Below are 15,934 nucleotides of genomic sequence, written 5' to 3'. Positions count from 1 at the left end.
TGAGGCGGGGCGGGGTGTCATCCCCAGATGCGCCTATTCGCGCCCCACTGCCGGCGCCGGTACCCCGATGCTCGGAGCATGGCCGAGCCGGTCCGACTCCTGACCCTCGAACAGCTGCGCGCTCAAGGCAGGGCGGGGCGTCAGATCGCGGCGGCCGCGGCGGGTGGTGAACTCGTGCGCCTGCGACGCGGGATCTACGTCAACGCCAACGACTGGCGCGACGCTCGTGCCGAGGGGCGCATCGTGGCCCGAGCCCACGCGCTGGCAGCGGTGTCCGCGACGCGACCCGTGTTCGCCTACGAGACGGCGTTGGCGCTGCAGCGCCAGCCGCTGTATCGGGCGCGCGACGATCGCGTGCACGTCATCGCGGACGCCGGTCGGCCCGGCCCCGCGCACGGAGTCGTGCGTCACCGCGGCGAGGTGACCGGCGATGTGATCGAGATCGACGGCTTGCTGTGCACCAGCCTGGCGCGCTCGGTGGCTGACATGGCCCGCACCGGCACCTTCGAGCAGGCGGTCACGTCGGCCGATGCGGCCCTGCACACGCTGTTCGCCCCTCGCGATGGCATGTACGACCTCGTGGGCGCGCAGGAATTCCGTGAAACCGTGCGCCGGATCGTGCGCGTGAGCGCTCACGGCATCAGCCGCGCGGACCGCGTGCTGGACTTCGCCGACGGGCGGGCGCATCTGCCCGGCGAGACGATCAGCCGCATTCGGCTCGTCCAAGTCGGGTTCCGCCGGATCCGGCTGCAGGTGGCTGTCCCCGCGCCATCGGGCGGTTACTTCTTCCTCGACTTCGGGCTCGATGACGCCGATGCCTTCGGAGAATTCGACGGCTCGATCAAGTACTTCGACGGCCGGATGCTGGACGGCCGCTCCCGCGCGGACGTCTTCGATGCCGAGAAGCAACGGGAGGACTGGATCCGCGGCACGACGCAACGCCGCCACGGGCGATGGGGCTGGCCGCACCTGCACACAGCACCCGCGCTCGGCGAGCGGCTCGCGGCGTTCGGCATCCATCCCCCGCGGTGATCCCCTTCCGATACGCACCCCAAACCCGGCAGCACCGGGGTTCGGGGACCGATACGCGCCCCAAACCCGGGAGAAGCGGGGTTCGGGGACCGATACGCGCCCCAAACCCACCGAATGCGGGGTTCGGGGACCGATACGCGCCCCAAACCCGGGAGAAGAGACGGGGTGGGGGTCAGCCGTCGATGACGGCGACCAGCTCGTCCAGGAACGCGGCGAAGTCGGTGCCGCGGCGGACGATTCGCTGCACGCTCTCCCGCTCGCTGAACACCTCGACGAACTGCTCGAACACGGTCTGGAACGCGGCACGGTCGCTCTCCGAGAACGCCGTGAACGCGACGACCTGTACGCGCCCCTCCCCCCACGCGATGGAGGGTTCGGCGATGCCGATCGCAATGGCAGTGCGCGTCGCGGTCATCCCGATGGCGTGTGGCACCGCCAGCGCGTCGGTGAACGCCGTCGACGACAACCGCTCCCGCTCGATCGTGCGCTGCACGTAGTCCTCGTCGATGACCCCCTCGGCCACCAGCAGCCCGCCGAGCCTGCGGATGACGGCTTCCTCGTCACCGCCGTCCAGGCCGCGGATGAACGCCGCCGGTGAGAAGTAGCGCTCCAGCTCCGCGCGCAGCCGCGCCAGCCTGCGACCGCGACGCACCCGCCCCGCCGCGGCCTGGACGCGCTCCACGTCGCCGTCGGTGAGGAACGGCTGGATGCGCACGAAGCGGTCGTTCGGCGTCGGCGGGTCGATCGTGGTGAGCACGAGGTCGGTCTGGATGCCGGCCCAATCGGGGTCCGCCCGCGTCTCGACACCCACGACCTCCACGGCCTGCCCGAGTGAGCGGTCGATGCTCGAGCGCAGCAGTTCATGCAGCTCGTAGTAGCCGGGGCACACGATCGTCGCCGTCAGCAGCTGATCGGCGCGGCGGCTGCGCTCCAGGCGCCCGCCGACGTGCATCGCGATGTAGGCGATCTCGTCGTCCATGAGCGGGATGCCGAGGCGATCGGCCAGCCCGCTGGCGATGAACACGGCGACTTCGAAGATCATCGGATAGGTCGACTTGAGCGAGCGGGTGAGCGGATTGCGCGACCAGGCCTGTTCACGGGCACGGTGCATCAGGTTCTGCACGTGCAGCGCCAGGCGCAGCACGAAGTCCTCGTGGGCGATGTCGACGAGGAATTCGGATGCCGCCGACTCCACCATCTCGCGCACGACCCGCTCCACCTCGGGGTCGAGTCGGTCCCGCGCCCGATCGGCGGGCCCCTCACCGGGGGCCACGATGCGGGTGAGGATGAGCGTCGCGAGGTGCGCGAGGTCGCCCGCGCCGAGGCTGACCCCCAGGTGCGCGACGCTCAGCCGGTCGATCAGCGCACTGATCTCGGCGCGCGCCGGGTCGTCGTCGGTGCCGCCGCCGTCCAGTGCGCGGTCCCGTGAGACGCGGTCGGCGGCGATGGCGATGTGCATGACGACGTCGGCGATGCCGAGCTCGTTGACGAAGTAGCCGAGCTCTCCCAGCCCCGCCACCAGCTCGGTCTTGAACGGCCCGAACGCCTGCGCCCCGACCGACTGCGTGCCCAGCGTCCGGCGCAGCGCCTCGAGGTCGAACGACCCGGCTTCCATCTCGTCGTGGGCGAGGCGGCTGAGCAGCCGCCGCTGGGCGGCTTCGGTGCCGCGCAGGCGCGCTCGCGCGGCGGAGCGCTCCAGCGTCAGCTCGGTGCCGCCGAGCAGCCCTCGTACGCGCGCCAGGTCCGCGTCGATCGTGGCGGGACTGACGTACAGGCGCTCGGCGGTCTCGAACACGTCGATGCCGTCGTCTTCGTCCAGGAGCGTCCGCACGAGGGTGTGCAGGCGGTCGCGGGGGGTGGCCGCCTCGTTTCCGGCGCGGAGCGCCGCCGTGGCGTCCGGTCCCGCCCGGTAGCCCTGCGGACCGGATTCGATCGCGGTGCCGGGCACGCGCGCGTTGACCGCGGTGACGTAGCTGCGGACGCTGCGGGGGGTCACCCCCAGCGCGTCGGCCATCGTGGCGGCCGTCAGCCAGTCGCCTTCGCGGGTGAGCAGCGTCAGGAGGCGGTCCTGCCTGGCTCTGGTCACATGATCCCCTGGTGGCGCGAATGTTGCGCCCAGTCAACCATGCGTGGCTGAAGGTCGGCTTATCGCTTCCGCCCCCGCGGAAGCAACCCTGGTTGTCCGGTCCCAGTGATGTCGGAAGAATAGAAACAGCAGGGAGGAAGTCGATGAGGATCCTCGTCGTGTGCGGAGCTGGTGCATCCAGCACGTTCGTCGCGCAACGCGTGCGCCATGCAGCACACGACCGGGGCCTTCCATACGCCGCCTTCGCCGGCACCGAACAGTCGCTTCCCATCGACCTGGACGGTGCCGACATCGTGCTGGTCGGCCCGCACCTGACTCATGCGCTGGATCGCATCCGGTATGAGGCCCAGTTGCGGGGAACTGCGGTGGTGCTCCTTCCCGCCGACATCTTCAGCGACCGCGACGGCACGCGGACTCTCGACTTCGTCCAGACCGCTCTGAAGGAAAGGGAAGCCTCATGACCCAGCTCACCCGCACGGTCCGCGTCGGCTCGTCACACGGCCTCCACGCCCGCCCCGCGAAACTGTTCGCGCAGGCGGCCAAGAACGCCGGCATCCCCATCACGATCTCCAAGGATGCCGGAACGCCCACGAATGCGGCGAGCATCCTCGGCGTCATCGCGCTCGGCGTCGAGCGTGGCGACTACGTGACACTGACCGCCGACGGCGACGGCGCCGAAGCAGCACTCGATGCCCTTGCCGAACTGCTGGCGACCGACTTCGACTCCGAATGACCGACGAAGGAGACATGATGACTGAACTGCGCGGAGTGGGAATCGGCCTGGGCGTTGCCCAAGGACCGGTCGCGCGCATGTCCGAGCCCCTGCCCGCGCCCGCCGATACGGCCAGCGAGCAGGAGCCCGAACAGGAGCGCGAGCGCGCCCGCGCGGCAGTGACCGCCGTCGCCCGTGAGCTCGAACAGCGCGGCGCCAAGGCCGGCGGCGCGGCGCGGGATGTGCTGGAAGCGCAGGCCATGATGGCCGAGGACCCGTCGCTGCTGGACGAGGTCGACGGGCGGATCGCCCAGGGCAAGACCGCGGAGTTCGCCGTGTTCGACGCGTTCGTACGGTTCCGCGAGCAGCTGACGGCCATGGGCGGATACCTCGGCGAGCGTGCCGCCGACCTCGACGATGTCGCACAGCGCGTCATCGCGCACCTGCGCGGCGTCCCGGCCCCCGGCGTGCCCGACCCCGGCCACCCGTTCGTGCTCGTCGCCAAGGACCTCGCCCCCGCCGATACGGCGCTGCTGGATCTGGACAAGGTGCTGGCGCTGGTCACCACGGAAGGCGGACCCACCTCGCACACCGCGATCCTCGCGCGCGAGAAGTCGATCGTCGCCGTCGTGGGCGCCGTCGGCGCGAAGGACCTCCTCGAGGGTGAGACCGTGATCGTCGACGCCGCTGCCGGTGTCGTGACCACCTCCCCCAGCCAGGAGGACCTGTCCCGCGCCGAGAATCGCGCGGCCGCCCGGGCATCGGCGGCAACCGCCCCGATCACCCCGGGCGCCCTCGCCGACGGCACCCGCGTGCCACTGCTGGCCAACCTCGGCAAGCCGGAAGGCGCCGCCGAGGCCGTCGAACTGGGCGCGGAGGGCGTAGGACTCTTCCGTACCGAGTTCCTGTTCCTCAGCTCCGCCTCGGCGCCCACCGTCGAGCAGCAGCGCGAGGCGTATACGAAGCTGCTGGCCGCGTTCCCGGGTCAGAAAGTGGTCGTACGAGTGCTGGACGCCGGCGCCGACAAGCCGCTGGCGTTCCTCAACGACGCCCACGAGGAGAACCCGGCACTGGGCCTGCGGGGCCTGCGCGCCCTGCGCGCGAGCGAGGACATCCTGCGTGAGCAGCTGACCGCGCTGGCGCAGGCGGATGACGCCACCGAGGCGGACCTGTGGGTCATGGCGCCGATGGTGTCCACCGTCGAGGAGACCCGGTACTTCACCGAGATCGCCCGCGACTACGGCGTCAAGACCGCCGGAGTCATGGTCGAGGTGCCCTCCTCGGCGTTGCTCGCCGACAAGGTGCTCGCCATCGCCGACTTCGCCTCGATCGGCACGAACGACCTGACGCAGTACACCCTCGCCGCCGACCGGCTGCTGGGCTCGGTCGCCGCCTTCCAGGACCCGTGGCACCCCGCCGTGCTGCGCCTCATCCGCGAGGTGGGCGCCGCCGGCATCGCCAACGGCAAACCGGTCGGCATCTGCGGCGAGGCGGCAGCAGACCCGCTGCTGGCCGTCGTGCTCGTCGGGCTCGGCGCCACCACGCTGTCGATGGCGCCGACGGCGATCGCCGATGTGCGCGCCAGTTTGCTCATGTACACCCTCGACGATGCCAAGCGCATCGCCGAAGCCGCCCTCACCGCGGATGACGCGGGGGGAGCCCGAATCGCGGCCCAGCAGGCCGCAACCCGAGAGAAGGAGACACAATCATGACATCGACGTCAGCCACCTCAAAGCAGGGGGGGAACAAAGCGCGCGTCGGGGTTCAGCGCTTCGGCACCTACCTCTCCGGCATGATCATGCCCAACATCCCGGCGCTCATCGCCTGGGGCATCTTCACGGCGTTCTTCATCGCGGCGGGGTTCACCCCCAACGCCGACCTTGAGACGATCGTCGGCCCGTTCATCCACTACCTGCTCCCCCTGCTGATCGCCTACACCGGTGGAAACATCGTCTACGGCGTGCGCGGCGGTGTCGTCGCCGCCATCGCGACGATGGGTGCGATCGCCGGTTCCGACCTGCTCATCGCCAACTTCAACGCGGGCCTGCCGGAGGGCGCCGACCAGCTCGGCCAGGTGCACATGTTCATCGGCGCGATGATCATGGCGCCGCTGGCGGCCTACACGATGAAGTGGCTCGACAGCCTGTGGGAGGGCAAGATCAAGGCGGGCTTCGAGATGCTCGTCAACATGTTCTCCGCCGGCATCTGGGGCTTCGTCATGGCCATCGTCGGGTTCTACCCGATCGCCTGGCTCGTGAACGGCCTGATGAGCACGCTCAGCAACGCGGTGGAGTGGCTGGTCGAGCTGAACCTGCTGCCGCTGACGAGCATCCTGATCGAGCCCGCCAAGGTGCTGTTCCTCAACAACGCCATCAACCACGGCGTGCTCACCCCGCTGGGCATCCAGCAGGCAGCCGATGAGGGCTCGTCGATCCTGTTCCTCCTCGAGGCCAACCCCGGCCCCGGCCTGGGCCTGCTGCTGGCGTTCGCGTTCTTCGGTCTCGGCGCCGCGCGCGCCTCGGCCCCGGGCGCTGCGCTCATCCAGTTCGTCGGTGGCATCCACGAGGTGTACTTCCCGTACGCCCTCATGAAGCCGGTCCTCATCGTCGCCCTCATCGGTGGCGGCATGACCGGTGTCACCACCAACATGCTCCTCGGCGGCGCGCTGCGTGCCCCGGCAGCACCGGGCAGCATCATCGCGGTGCTGGCGCAGACAGCGGTCGGCTCCTACTTCGCCGTGATCCTCTCGGTGATCCTCTCGGCCGCGGTCACGTTCCTCATCGCCTCGGTGATCCTGCGAGCCTCGCGCAAGCGGGACCTCGCGGCGATGGCGGCGACCGACGACGCGTTCGGCGCGGCGATCACGCAGACCGAGGCGGCCAAGGGCAAGTCGTCCGACGCGCTCAGCGGCCTGCGCGGCGGCGCGGCGACCGAAGCCGGCGGCGGCATCGAGCCGGCCGTCATGACCGAGCGCGAGATCAAGAACATCGTGTTCGCGTGCGACGCGGGCATGGGTTCCTCGGCGATGGGCGCCAGCGTCCTGCGCAACAAGATCAAGAAGGCAGGCATCGAGGATGTCACGGTCGTCAACAAGGCGATCGCGAACCTCGACTCCAGCGCCGACCTGGTCATCACGCAGAACCAGCTGACCGACCGGGCACGGCAGAAGACGCCGAACGCGGTTCACGTGTCGGTGGACAACTTCATGAACTCTCCGAAGTACGAAGAGGTCGTGGACCTGGTGCGCGCGCAGCACGACGGGGCCTGACCGACCGCTGCGGGGCCGGGCGGCGTGATGCCCCCGGCCCCGCGGCCTTTCTCGGCGCACGGCCGTTACCCCGGCCGAGGCGCAGTGCGCAACCCCTGCCGGGGCTGCGCACGACCTGCAACAGTGAACGGCGGATGCTGCGGCATCCGTCCGATGAAAGGGGAAAGACATGGCACGTGACGTCCTCAACGTGGGACAGGTCCGCATCCACTCCGGCTCGGTGAGCCGTGAGGACGCGATGAGGGAGGCCGCTGACATCCTGCAGGCCGCCGGGGCCGTCACGAACGCGTACTTCGACGCGATGCAGCAGCGCGAGGAGACGGTCTCGACCTACATGGGCAACGAGCTGGCGATCCCGCACGGCACGAACGAGACGAAGGCGACCATCCTCGACTCGGCACTGTCGTTCGTGCGCTATGACGGCGGCGTGGACTGGGACGGCAACCCGGTGACGTTCGTGGTGGGCATCGCCGGCAAGGGCGACGAGCACCTCGAGATCCTGTCGCAGATCGCCCTGCTGTTCTCCGACGACGACGAGGTGGCCAAGCTCAAGCAGGCCCAGACCCCCGAAGAGCTGTACGCCCTGCTGTCCGCGGTCAACGCATCATGAAGGCCGTCCACTTCGGCGCCGGCAACATCGGGCGCGGGTTCGTCGGGCTGCTGCTGCACGAAGGCGGCTACGAACTCGTCTTCTCCGACGTTGCCGCTCCCCTGGTCGATGCGATCAACGCCGCCGACGAGTACACCGTGCACGAGGTCGGCGAGGGCGGTGTCGACAAGGTCGTCACCGGCTTCCGCGCGATCAACAGCCAGACCGACCCGCAGGCCGTCATCGACGAGATCGCCACGGCCGACATCGTCACCACGGCCGTCGGGCCCACCATCCTGCGTTTCGTCGCCCCGCACATCGTCGCCGGTCTCGCCACGCGTGACCCCTCGCTGCCGCCGCTGACGATCATGGCGTGCGAGAACGCCATCAACGCCACGGACCTGCTGCGCGACGAGATCCGCGCGCAGGCCGAGGGCGCGTGGGATGCGATCGCCGGCAGCGCGATCTTCGCCAACACCGCCGTCGACCGCATCGTGCCGGCCCAGGCGCCGGGCGAGGGTGTCGACGTCACGGTGGAGCCGTTCTTCGAGTGGGCGATCGAGGCTCCCCCGTTCAGCGGCAACCTGCCCTCGATCCCGGGTGCCCACTTCGTCGAGGACCTCGCGCCGTACATCGAGCGCAAGCTCTTCACGGTGAACACCGGCCACGCCGCCACGGCGTACTTCGGTGCCCGCGCCGGGGTCGACACCATCGCCGCGGCGCTGTCGGATCCGACCATCGCCGCCGACGTCGCGACCGCGCTGGAGGAGACCTCCGCGCTGCTGGTGGCCAAGCACGCGCTGGACCCGGGGGACATGGCCGAGTACCGCGCCACGATCCTGCGCCGCTTCGCCAACCCCGCCCTGCCCGACACGGTGTGGCGGGTGGGCCGCCAGCCGCTGCGCAAGCTGTCGCGTCACGAGCGCTTCGTCGGCCCCGCGGCCGAAGCAGCCGAACGCGGTCTGCCGGTCGCGGGACTGGTGGCGGCCATGGGCGCGGCGCTGGAATTCGACGACGCCGAAGACCCGCAGTCGGTCGACCTGCAGCGGCTGCTGCGCGAACAGGATGCCGCGACGTTCACGGCATCCGTCACCGGGCTCGAGTCCGACCACCCGCTGTTCCCTGCCGTCCTGGCCGTCGTGCAGACACGCCAGGGCGCGCTGGCCTGAGGACTGTGGCAGAGGCGGGCGGGGGGTCGGATCGGTCCCCCGCCCGCCTCTTTCGCGCCCCGCGCCGGACGCCGACGCGGGCCTCGGTTAACAAGCGCTAACATCGAGCCTGGACAACGACGTCTGGGGAGAACATGCACGCGCAGTATGCCGTCATCGGTGCGGGTCCATCCGGCCTGGCCGCGGCCCGTGCCCTGTCACGGGCGGGGCTGGAGTTCGTCGGCTACGAAGCCGCCGCGGGCGTCGGCGGGCTCTGGGACATCGACAATCCGCGCTCGACGATGTACGAGTCGGCGCACCTCATCTCCTCGCGCACGACGACGCAGTTCGCCGAGTTCCCGATGGCGACCGATGTCGACTACCCGGGGCACCGCACGCTGCTGCAGTATTTCCGCGCCTACGCCGAGCGGTTCGGGCTGACCGCGAGGTTCCAGTTCGACACCAGGGTCACCGGGATCGAGCGCCGGGGCGACGGGTCGTGGACGATGACGGCGACGGGTCCGCACGGCAGCACGACCGAGACCTATGCCGGGGTGATCCTCGCCAACGGCACCCTCGCCGAGCCGAACGTCCCCCGCTTCCCCGGCACGTTCGACGGCGACCTGCTGCACACCAGCGCCTACAAGCGCGCGAACTCGCTCGCCGGCAAGCGCGTGCTGATCATCGGCGCCGGCAACTCCGGCTGCGACATCGCTGTGGATGCCGTGCACCACGCGGCATCCGTCGACATGAGCGTGCGCCGCGGGTACTACTTCGTCCCCCGCTACCTGTTCGGCCGGCCCGCCGACACCCTCAACCAGGGGCGGCCGCTGCCGGCGCGAATCAAGCAGTTCATCGACACCCGGGTGCTGCGCGCGTTCACCGGTGACCCGTCCCGGTTCGGGTTTCCGAAGCCCGACTACCGCATCTACGAATCACACCCCATCGTCAACACGCTGCTGCTGAACCACGTGGGTCAGGGGGACCTGCGGATCCGGCCCGACGTCGCGCGCTTCGACGGGAGCACGGTGCACTTCCGCGACGGCACGACGGGCGAGTACGACACCGTGCTGCTGGCCACCGGCTACACGCTGGACTACCCGTTCGTCGACCGGGCGGAGCTGAACTGGACAGGCTGGTCGCCCCACCTGTTCCTCAACATCTTCCCGCCGCAGATCCGGGGCCTGTTCGTGATGGGGATGATCGAGGCGTCCGGCATCGGCTGGCAGGGCCGGTACGAGCAGGCCGAGCTCATCGCGGCGTATCTGTCGGCACCCGCCGAGCGACAGCTGGAGTTTCGCCGCCGGCTGGCCGCGGACCCCTGGCCCGACCTCACCGGCGGCTACCGGTACCTGGGGTTGGAGCGGATGTCGTACTACGTCAACAAGGACGCCTACCGCCGCGCCGTGCGCGAGGCGGTCGAATCACTGCAGGCCACCCAGCCCGGCGCGCGTCGCGGCGGCGGGCGCTCGTCGCGGAAGGCAGGGTCGGCATGAATCCCGACGAAGTGGTGCTCAACTTCACCCCAGGCACGCTCATGATCCTCAACGTCGTGCTGGCTCTCATCATGCTCGGCATCGCGCTGGACACCTCGCTCGACGACTTCCGCGTGGTGGCCCGCAAGCCGAAGCCCTTCGCCATCGCGATCCTCGCGCAGCTGCTCGTGCTGCCCGCCGTCACGCTCGGGCTCACGCTGCTGCTGCCGGTGAGCGCCTCGATGGCGCTCGGCATGATCCTGGTGGCGTGCTGCCCGCCCGGCAACATCTCGCAGGTGCTCACGCACCGCTCCGGCGGCAACGTCGCCCTGTCGGTGTCGATGACCGCCGTCGGCAACCTGCTCTACATCGTGGCGCTGCCCTTCAGCATCGCGTTCTGGGGGTCGCTGCGGACCGACACCCGCGACCTGCTGTCGGCGGTGTCGCTCAACGGCTGGCAGATGCTGCTGGAGATCCTCCTGATCATCGGGGTGCCCTTCGTCGTGGGCCTCGCGGTGCGCGAGAAGCTTCCCCGTGTCGCCGCGCGGGTGCAGCCCTTCGTGAAGTGGTTCTCGCTGCTGGCGCTGGTGGGATTCATCGTCGCGGCGCTCGCGGGCAACTGGGCGTATTTCGTGGCGTTCCTCGGGGTCATCGTCGTGGTCGTGACGATCCACGACGCCGTCGCCCTCGGGATCGGCTACGGCACCGCGGTCGTGGGGGGCCTGGGCACCCGGGAGCGCAAGGCGATGACGTTCGAGGTCGGCATCCGCAACGCCGGTCTCGGGTTGGGACTGGTGTTCACCTTCTTCGGGGGCCTGGGCGGCATGGCGATCGTCGCGGGCTGGTGGGGCATCTGGGACATCATCGCGGGGCTGCTGGTCGCCGCCCTCTGGGCACGGCACACCCGGCGGCGCACCGGGTCGGCCACGGGAGACGCGTCGCGGCATGCGGTTGCGGCGGACGGTGCCGGGGGCACGGCATGAGCGGGGCGGATGCCGGCGGCGCGCGGGTGCTGGTCACGGGCGGCGGCGGATTCCTCGGCACGCACGTCGCGCGGGCGCTGGTGGCCAAGCCGGATGTCGCGCTGGTTGTCGCCGGCGACGTCCGCTCACCGGTGGAGCCCGTTCCCGGCGTCGTGTACGAGTCGCTCGATGTCACCCTGCCCGATGGCGTGGCCCCGATCCTCGAACGTCACGGCATCGACGTCGTGGTGCATCTCGCGGCGATCGTGAGTCCCGGCCGCGACCACGCGATGGAATACCGCGTCGACGTCGGCGGCACCCGCCACGTCCTGGAGGCGTGCCTGGCAGCCCGGGTGCGCCGCATCGTGGTGTCGTCGTCCGGCGCGGCATACGGGTATCACGCCGACAACCCGGAGTGGCTGCGCGAGAGCGACCCTGTGCGCGGCAGCGACGAATTCGCCTACTCGCTGCACAAGCGCCTCGTCGAGGAGATGCTCGCGTCATACCGAGCGGAGCATCCCGAATTGCAGCAGGTCGTGTTCCGCATCGGCACGATTCTCGGACCGACCGTCTCGAATCAGATCACCGCCCTGTGGGACGGGCGCCGCGTCCTCGCGGTGCGCGGTTCGGAATCGCCGTTCGTCTTCGTCTGGGTCGACGACATCGCCGCGGCCATGGCCCGGGCCGCGACCGACGGGCCCGCCGGCATCTACAACGTCGCGGGCGACGGGCGGCTCACGGTGCACGAGATCGCCGCGCGCCTCGGCAAGCCCGTGCTGACGATCCCCGCGTGGGCGCTGGCGCTGGCCCTGCGCGTCGGCCGCGCCCTGCGGCTGACCGTGCACGGGCCCGAGCAGGTCGGGTTCCTGCAGTATCGGCCCGTGCTCGCCAACGACGCGCTGAAGAAGGACTTCGGGTTCGTTCCGTCGAAAACCAGTGCCGAAGCCTTCGACGCGTATCTCGCGACGCACCCGGGCGTGGCGCGCCGCTGACTCGTCGCGGCATCGCCTCGCGGCTCGTCAGCCAGTGGGCGCCGACACCGGTCCGGTGGCCGCGACGACGACCCATGCATTCGGGTCCTTCTGCGAGGCTACCCAGGTCTCGACATCGCGGAGGACCGCGTTCCGGTCGGTCCCCGACACCGTCGTCAGGCCGAAACCGGCGACCGCGTGCCAGGTGAAGACCCCCGCTGTCGCCGTGGCCCGCAGTCTGACTGTGATCAGCTGCTTGCCGATGTGGCCCAGCCGGTACCGAAGGTCGTTCGACGGCGTGATCCCATTGCCGTCGACCATCTCTGGACGGCCGTCATCGGGACCCATCGCGTCGAGCCGCACCTGCAGGTCGGATCGGACAGCATCCGGCACCGGCAGCGCCGGGTCCACGACGACGACGCGGTTGTCCAAGGTCTGGTAATCACGGTAGACCGACCAGTCGACGCCCGGGGTATACCGGCTGTCCACGACATCGCCGTGAGCGTATGTCCTGGCGGGCGGCACGACGGGCTGCGGCGCAACGCTGTCGGTGAGGGGCGCTCCACTGTCGGATACCGCCCCGGGCTCGGTGGTCGGGGTGGGGGAAACGGTCGCCTGAGGGTTCGCGGGCGCACTCTCCAGGTCCGAGTGTGGACTTCCCGTGCCACTGGATGCGTTGCCTACGGGGGAGGTCGTCCCGGCGCACCCCGTCAGGGAGAGCAGAGAGACCAGGAGCACGCTGAGGGGGAGGACCCCCGCGCGATATGTACGGTGCCGCATGCTCCTATGATGGCCATTCCAGGAGCGTTATGGTGCATGTTGCCAACACGATCCGGCAGCGCTGCAGCATCAGCGGGCGAAGCCCTCCGCGATCAGCTCGATGAGCTCCTCGCGCTCCTCAACCGAGAGGAAGGCCGCCGCCGCCGCGTTCAGCTGGAACGCTTCGAGGTCGCCGAGGTCGTACTCGAACGTCTCCGCCAGCAGCGCGAGCTCGCGGGTGAGCGACGTGCGGCTCTGCGTGCGGTTGTCCACGTTGACCGTGACGGCGAACCCGAGCTGGTAGAGCAGGTCGAACGGGTGGTCGACCAGCTCCTTGCCCCACGCCTGAATGGCGCCGGTCTGCAGGTTCGACGACGGCGACAGCTCCAGCGGGATCTCGCGGTCGCGCACCCAGCGGGCGAGGTCGCCCATCTGCACGTAGACCTCTTCGCCCTCGCGCGAGACGACCTCGAGGTCCTCGGCGATGCGCACGCCGTGACCGAGGCGCAGCGCGCGGCCGTCGATGAGGGCGGAGCGGATCGAGTCGAGCCCGGCCGCCTCGCCGGCGTGCACGGTGACGGGGAAGAACTGCGACGCGAGGTAGTCGAACGCCACGCGGTGGTGGGATGCCGGGAAGCCGTCCTCGGGCCCGGCGATGTCGAATCCGACGGCGCCGCGGCTGCGGAATGCGACCGCCAGCTCCGCGATCTGCAGCGAACGGTCGGTGTGGCGCATCGCGGTGATCAGCTGGCCGACGCGGATATCGCGACCGGCGGCCTCGACGGCGTCCTCACCCTCTTCGATGCCCTCCTGTACGGCTTCGACCGCTTCTTCCAGCGACAGCCCGCCCTGCAGGTGCTGCTCGGGCGCCCAGCGCACCTCGCCGTACACGACGCCGTCGGCGGCGATGTCCTCGACGAACTCCCGTGCCACCCGGGTCAGGCCCTCGCGGGTCTGCATGACCGCGGTGGTCAGGTCGAAGGTCTTCAGGTACTCCACGAGCGACCCGGAGTCGCTGCGGTCCTCGAACCAGTCGGCGAGGGCTTCGGGGTCGGTCTCGGGGACGTCGACACCGGCCGCGTCGGCCAGTTCGATGATGGTCGCCGGGCGCAACGCGCCGTCGAGGTGGTCGTGCAGCGAGACCTTGGGCAGCTCGCGAACGGACACTCCCTGCACTCGGGCGTCGTCGTACTGATCGATGGCCATGGGGGTTCCTTCGTTTGGTGCGGTCGGTCAGGCGGTGATGCGCTCGAGCACGAGCGGCGTGGCGGCCGGAGCCGTGTCGCCGATCTCCCACGAATCGTGGAGGGCATCGAGGGCGCGGCCGAACCGCTTGTCATCATCTGCGAGCAAGGTGAACAGCGGCTGACCTTCGGTGACGGCATCGCCGGGTTTGACGTGCAGATCGATGCCGGCGGCGTGCAGCACGGGGTCCTGCGCCCGGGCGCGGCCGGCTCCCAGGCGCCACGCGGCGATGCCGAAGGGCAGCGCGTCCAGGCGGGTGAGGACTCCGGCAGTGGGAGCCGTGACGGTGTGCGTTTCGCGGGGAACCGGCAATGCGGCATCCGGCTCGCCGTCCTGCGCGATGATCATGGCGCGCCAGGTGTCCATGGCACGGCCGTCGCGCAGCGCCGCTTCGACGTCGGCATCGGGGTGACCGGCCAGTGCGAGCATCTCGCGCGCGAGGGCGATGGTGAGTTCGACCACGTCGGCGGGTCCGCCGCCGGCGAGCACCTCGACCGATTCGCGCACCTCGTTGGCGTTGCCGATCGCCAGGCCAAGTGGGGTGTTCATGTCGGTCAGCAGCGCCGTGGTGGCAACCCCCGAGTCGGTGCCGAGCGCGACCATCGTGCGCGCCAGCTCCCGGGCCTTGTCGACGTCGCGCATGAACGCGCCGGCGCCGAACTTCACGTCGAGCACGAGCGCATCGGTGCCCTCCGCGATCTTCTTGGACATGATGCTCGAGGCGATGAGCGGGATCGCCTCGACGGTGCCGGTGACATCGCGCAGGGCATAGAGCTTCTTGTCGGCCGGGGCAAGTCCCGACCCGGCCGCGCAGATGACGGCGCCGATGTCGCGCAGCTGCGCGAACAGCTCCTCGTTGGTCAGCGCGGCGCGCCAGCCGGGGATCGACTCGAGCTTGTCCAGCGTCCCGCCGGTGTGCCCGAGGCCGCGACCGGACAGCTGGGGCACGGCAACGCCGAAGGATGCCACCAGCGGCGCGAGCGGCAGCGTGATCTTGTCGCCGACACCCCCGGTGGAGTGCTTGTCGACGGTGGGCTTGCCCAGCTTCGCGAAGCTCATCCGCTCGCCCGAGGCGATCATCGCGTCGGTGAGGACGCGGATCTCACGGCGTTCCATGCCGTTGAGCAGCACCGCCATGGCGAACGAGGCCATCTGCGCGTCGGCGACGTAGCCGCGCGTATACGCGTCGACCATCCACCGGAGGGCCTCGTCGGGGACGACGCCGCCGTCGCGTTTGGCGCGGATGACGTCTACGGCGTCGAAGGGCTCCATGTTGTCGGTGCTCATCGGGCGGCCTCCTCGAGGTCGCGGGGACCGAACGCGTCGGGCAGCACCTCATCGATCGTGCGGATGCCGGAGACGGTCTCCAGCAGCATGCCCGGCAGGGCGAATTCGTTGAGCAGTTGGCGGCAGCGGCCGCACGGCATGATCGTCTGGCCGTCGTTGTTGACGCACACGAAGGCGACCAGCTGCCCGCCTCCGGACATCTGCAGGTCGCCGACCAGCGCACACTCCGCGCACAGTCCAACCCCGTACGAGGCGTTCTCCACGTTGCAGCCGGCCACGATGCGCCCGTCGGTCACGAGCGCGGCGGCACCCACCCGGTAACGGGAGTAGGGGGCATACGCCCGCTGCATGGCCTCCGTCGCGACGGCGCGGAGCTGATCCCAATCGATGTCTGTCATTG

General features: G+C 70.1%; 15 protein-coding genes. 10 read left to right on the top strand and 5 right to left on the bottom strand.

The window, feature by feature from the left end; genetic code table 11:
• The first annotated feature begins 78 nt into the window (after window positions 1-78).
• A complete protein-coding gene (locus QNO11_RS03470; RefSeq protein ID WP_257509342.1) occupies window positions 79-1,032 on the top strand; it encodes a hypothetical protein in 954 nt (317 codons plus the stop codon).
• Window positions 1,033-1,204: 172 nt separating this feature from the next.
• On the opposite strand, the gene QNO11_RS03465 is transcribed toward QNO11_RS03470, so the two are convergent.
• Entirely contained in the window at window positions 1,205-3,118 is a 1,914-nt protein-coding gene (locus QNO11_RS03465; RefSeq protein WP_257509341.1) for a BglG family transcription antiterminator, read from the bottom strand.
• Between the two features lie 143 nt (window positions 3,119-3,261).
• On the opposite strand from QNO11_RS03465, the gene QNO11_RS03460 reads away from it, so the two are divergent.
• From QNO11_RS03460 to QNO11_RS03420, 9 genes are all read left to right on the top strand, one after another.
• Window positions 3,262-3,579 (top strand): PTS sugar transporter subunit IIB, encoded by a 318-nt coding sequence (locus tag QNO11_RS03460; RefSeq protein ID WP_257509340.1) that lies wholly within the window; start codon window positions 3,262-3,264, stop codon window positions 3,577-3,579.
• The gene (locus QNO11_RS03455; RefSeq protein ID WP_257509339.1) at window positions 3,576-3,851 is read left to right on the top strand and encodes an HPr family phosphocarrier protein; all 276 of its coding nucleotides are present in this window, start codon (window positions 3,576-3,578) and stop codon (window positions 3,849-3,851) included. Before QNO11_RS03460 ends, QNO11_RS03455 begins: the two co-directional genes overlap by 4 nt.
• Window positions 3,852-3,868: 17 nt before the next feature.
• Complete coding sequence (ptsP, locus tag QNO11_RS03450) at window positions 3,869-5,542, top strand: phosphoenolpyruvate--protein phosphotransferase (RefSeq protein WP_257509338.1); 1,674 nt, start codon at window positions 3,869-3,871, stop codon at window positions 5,540-5,542.
• Window positions 5,539-7,098, top strand: coding sequence for a PTS mannitol transporter subunit IIBC (locus tag QNO11_RS03445; protein WP_257509337.1), 1,560 nt, complete (start codon window positions 5,539-5,541; stop codon window positions 7,096-7,098). The genes ptsP and QNO11_RS03445 overlap by 4 nt, the downstream gene beginning before the upstream one ends.
• Before the next feature lie 169 nt (window positions 7,099-7,267).
• Entirely contained in the window at window positions 7,268-7,708 is a 441-nt protein-coding gene (locus tag QNO11_RS03440; protein WP_257509336.1) for a PTS mannitol transporter subunit IIA, read from the top strand.
• Window positions 7,705-8,856 (top strand): mannitol-1-phosphate 5-dehydrogenase, encoded by a 1,152-nt coding sequence (locus QNO11_RS03435; RefSeq protein ID WP_257509335.1) that lies wholly within the window; start codon window positions 7,705-7,707, stop codon window positions 8,854-8,856. Before QNO11_RS03440 ends, QNO11_RS03435 begins: the two co-directional genes overlap by 4 nt.
• Before the next feature lie 134 nt (window positions 8,857-8,990).
• Window positions 8,991-10,331, top strand: a complete 1,341-nt coding sequence (locus tag QNO11_RS03430) for a flavin-containing monooxygenase (protein WP_257509334.1) — start codon at window positions 8,991-8,993, stop codon at window positions 10,329-10,331.
• Entirely contained in the window at window positions 10,328-11,293 is a 966-nt protein-coding gene (locus QNO11_RS03425; RefSeq protein WP_257509333.1) for a bile acid:sodium symporter family protein, read from the top strand. The genes QNO11_RS03430 and QNO11_RS03425 overlap by 4 nt, the downstream gene beginning before the upstream one ends.
• Window positions 11,290-12,264 carry an SDR family oxidoreductase gene (locus QNO11_RS03420; protein WP_257509332.1) on the top strand — a complete coding sequence of 325 codons (975 nt, stop codon included), beginning with the start codon at window positions 11,290-11,292 and terminating at the stop codon, window positions 12,262-12,264. Before QNO11_RS03425 ends, QNO11_RS03420 begins: the two co-directional genes overlap by 4 nt.
• Window positions 12,265-12,291: 27 nt before the next feature.
• Here the strand turns inward: QNO11_RS03420 and QNO11_RS03415 are convergent, their stop codons facing one another.
• The 4 genes from QNO11_RS03415 to QNO11_RS03400 form a co-directional block, all read right to left on the bottom strand.
• Window positions 12,292-12,732, bottom strand: a complete 441-nt coding sequence (locus QNO11_RS03415) for a hypothetical protein (RefSeq protein WP_257509331.1) — start codon at window positions 12,730-12,732, stop codon at window positions 12,292-12,294.
• 360 nt (window positions 12,733-13,092) lie between these two features.
• Complete coding sequence (locus QNO11_RS03410) at window positions 13,093-14,208, bottom strand: adenosine deaminase (protein WP_257509330.1); 1,116 nt, start codon at window positions 14,206-14,208, stop codon at window positions 13,093-13,095.
• A gap of 27 nt (window positions 14,209-14,235) precedes the next feature.
• Window positions 14,236-15,534, bottom strand: coding sequence for a thymidine phosphorylase (locus QNO11_RS03405; RefSeq protein WP_257509329.1), 1,299 nt, complete (start codon window positions 15,532-15,534; stop codon window positions 14,236-14,238).
• Window positions 15,531-15,932 carry a cytidine deaminase gene (locus tag QNO11_RS03400; protein WP_257509328.1) on the bottom strand — a complete coding sequence of 134 codons (402 nt, stop codon included), beginning with the start codon at window positions 15,930-15,932 and terminating at the stop codon, window positions 15,531-15,533. Before QNO11_RS03400 ends, QNO11_RS03405 begins: the two co-directional genes overlap by 4 nt.
• Window positions 15,933-15,934: the final 2 nt, after the last annotated feature.

The organism is Microbacterium sp. zg-B96, assembly GCF_030246865.1.
GTDB lineage: Bacteria > Actinomycetota > Actinomycetes > Actinomycetales > Microbacteriaceae > Microbacterium.
This window is presented reverse-complemented; position numbering and strand designations above follow the sequence as displayed.

What these genes read in the sequence shown, in the direction of transcription:
- QNO11_RS03470 (WP_257509342.1), top strand. Translation starts at nt 79, where the DNA reads ATGGCCGAGCCGGTCCGACTCCTGACCCTCGAACAGCTGCGCGCTCAA.
- QNO11_RS03460 (WP_257509340.1), top strand. Translation starts at nt 3,262, where the DNA reads ATGAGGATCCTCGTCGTGTGCGGAGCTGGTGCATCCAGCACGTTCGTC.
- QNO11_RS03455 (WP_257509339.1), top strand. Translation starts at nt 3,576, where the DNA reads ATGACCCAGCTCACCCGCACGGTCCGCGTCGGCTCGTCACACGGCCTC.
- ptsP (WP_257509338.1), top strand. Translation starts at nt 3,869, where the DNA reads ATGACTGAACTGCGCGGAGTGGGAATCGGCCTGGGCGTTGCCCAAGGA.
- QNO11_RS03445 (WP_257509337.1), top strand. Translation starts at nt 5,539, where the DNA reads ATGACATCGACGTCAGCCACCTCAAAGCAGGGGGGGAACAAAGCGCGC.
- QNO11_RS03440 (WP_257509336.1), top strand. Translation starts at nt 7,268, where the DNA reads ATGGCACGTGACGTCCTCAACGTGGGACAGGTCCGCATCCACTCCGGC.
- QNO11_RS03435 (WP_257509335.1), top strand. Translation starts at nt 7,705, where the DNA reads ATGAAGGCCGTCCACTTCGGCGCCGGCAACATCGGGCGCGGGTTCGTC.
- QNO11_RS03430 (WP_257509334.1), top strand. Translation starts at nt 8,991, where the DNA reads ATGCACGCGCAGTATGCCGTCATCGGTGCGGGTCCATCCGGCCTGGCC.
- QNO11_RS03425 (WP_257509333.1), top strand. Translation starts at nt 10,328, where the DNA reads ATGAATCCCGACGAAGTGGTGCTCAACTTCACCCCAGGCACGCTCATG.
- QNO11_RS03420 (WP_257509332.1), top strand. Translation starts at nt 11,290, where the DNA reads ATGAGCGGGGCGGATGCCGGCGGCGCGCGGGTGCTGGTCACGGGCGGC.
- QNO11_RS03410 (WP_257509330.1), bottom strand. Translation starts at nt 14,208, where the DNA reads ATGGCCATCGATCAGTACGACGACGCCCGAGTGCAGGGAGTGTCCGTT.
- QNO11_RS03405 (WP_257509329.1), bottom strand. Translation starts at nt 15,534, where the DNA reads ATGAGCACCGACAACATGGAGCCCTTCGACGCCGTAGACGTCATCCGC.
- QNO11_RS03400 (WP_257509328.1), bottom strand. Translation starts at nt 15,932, where the DNA reads ATGACAGACATCGATTGGGATCAGCTCCGCGCCGTCGCGACGGAGGCC.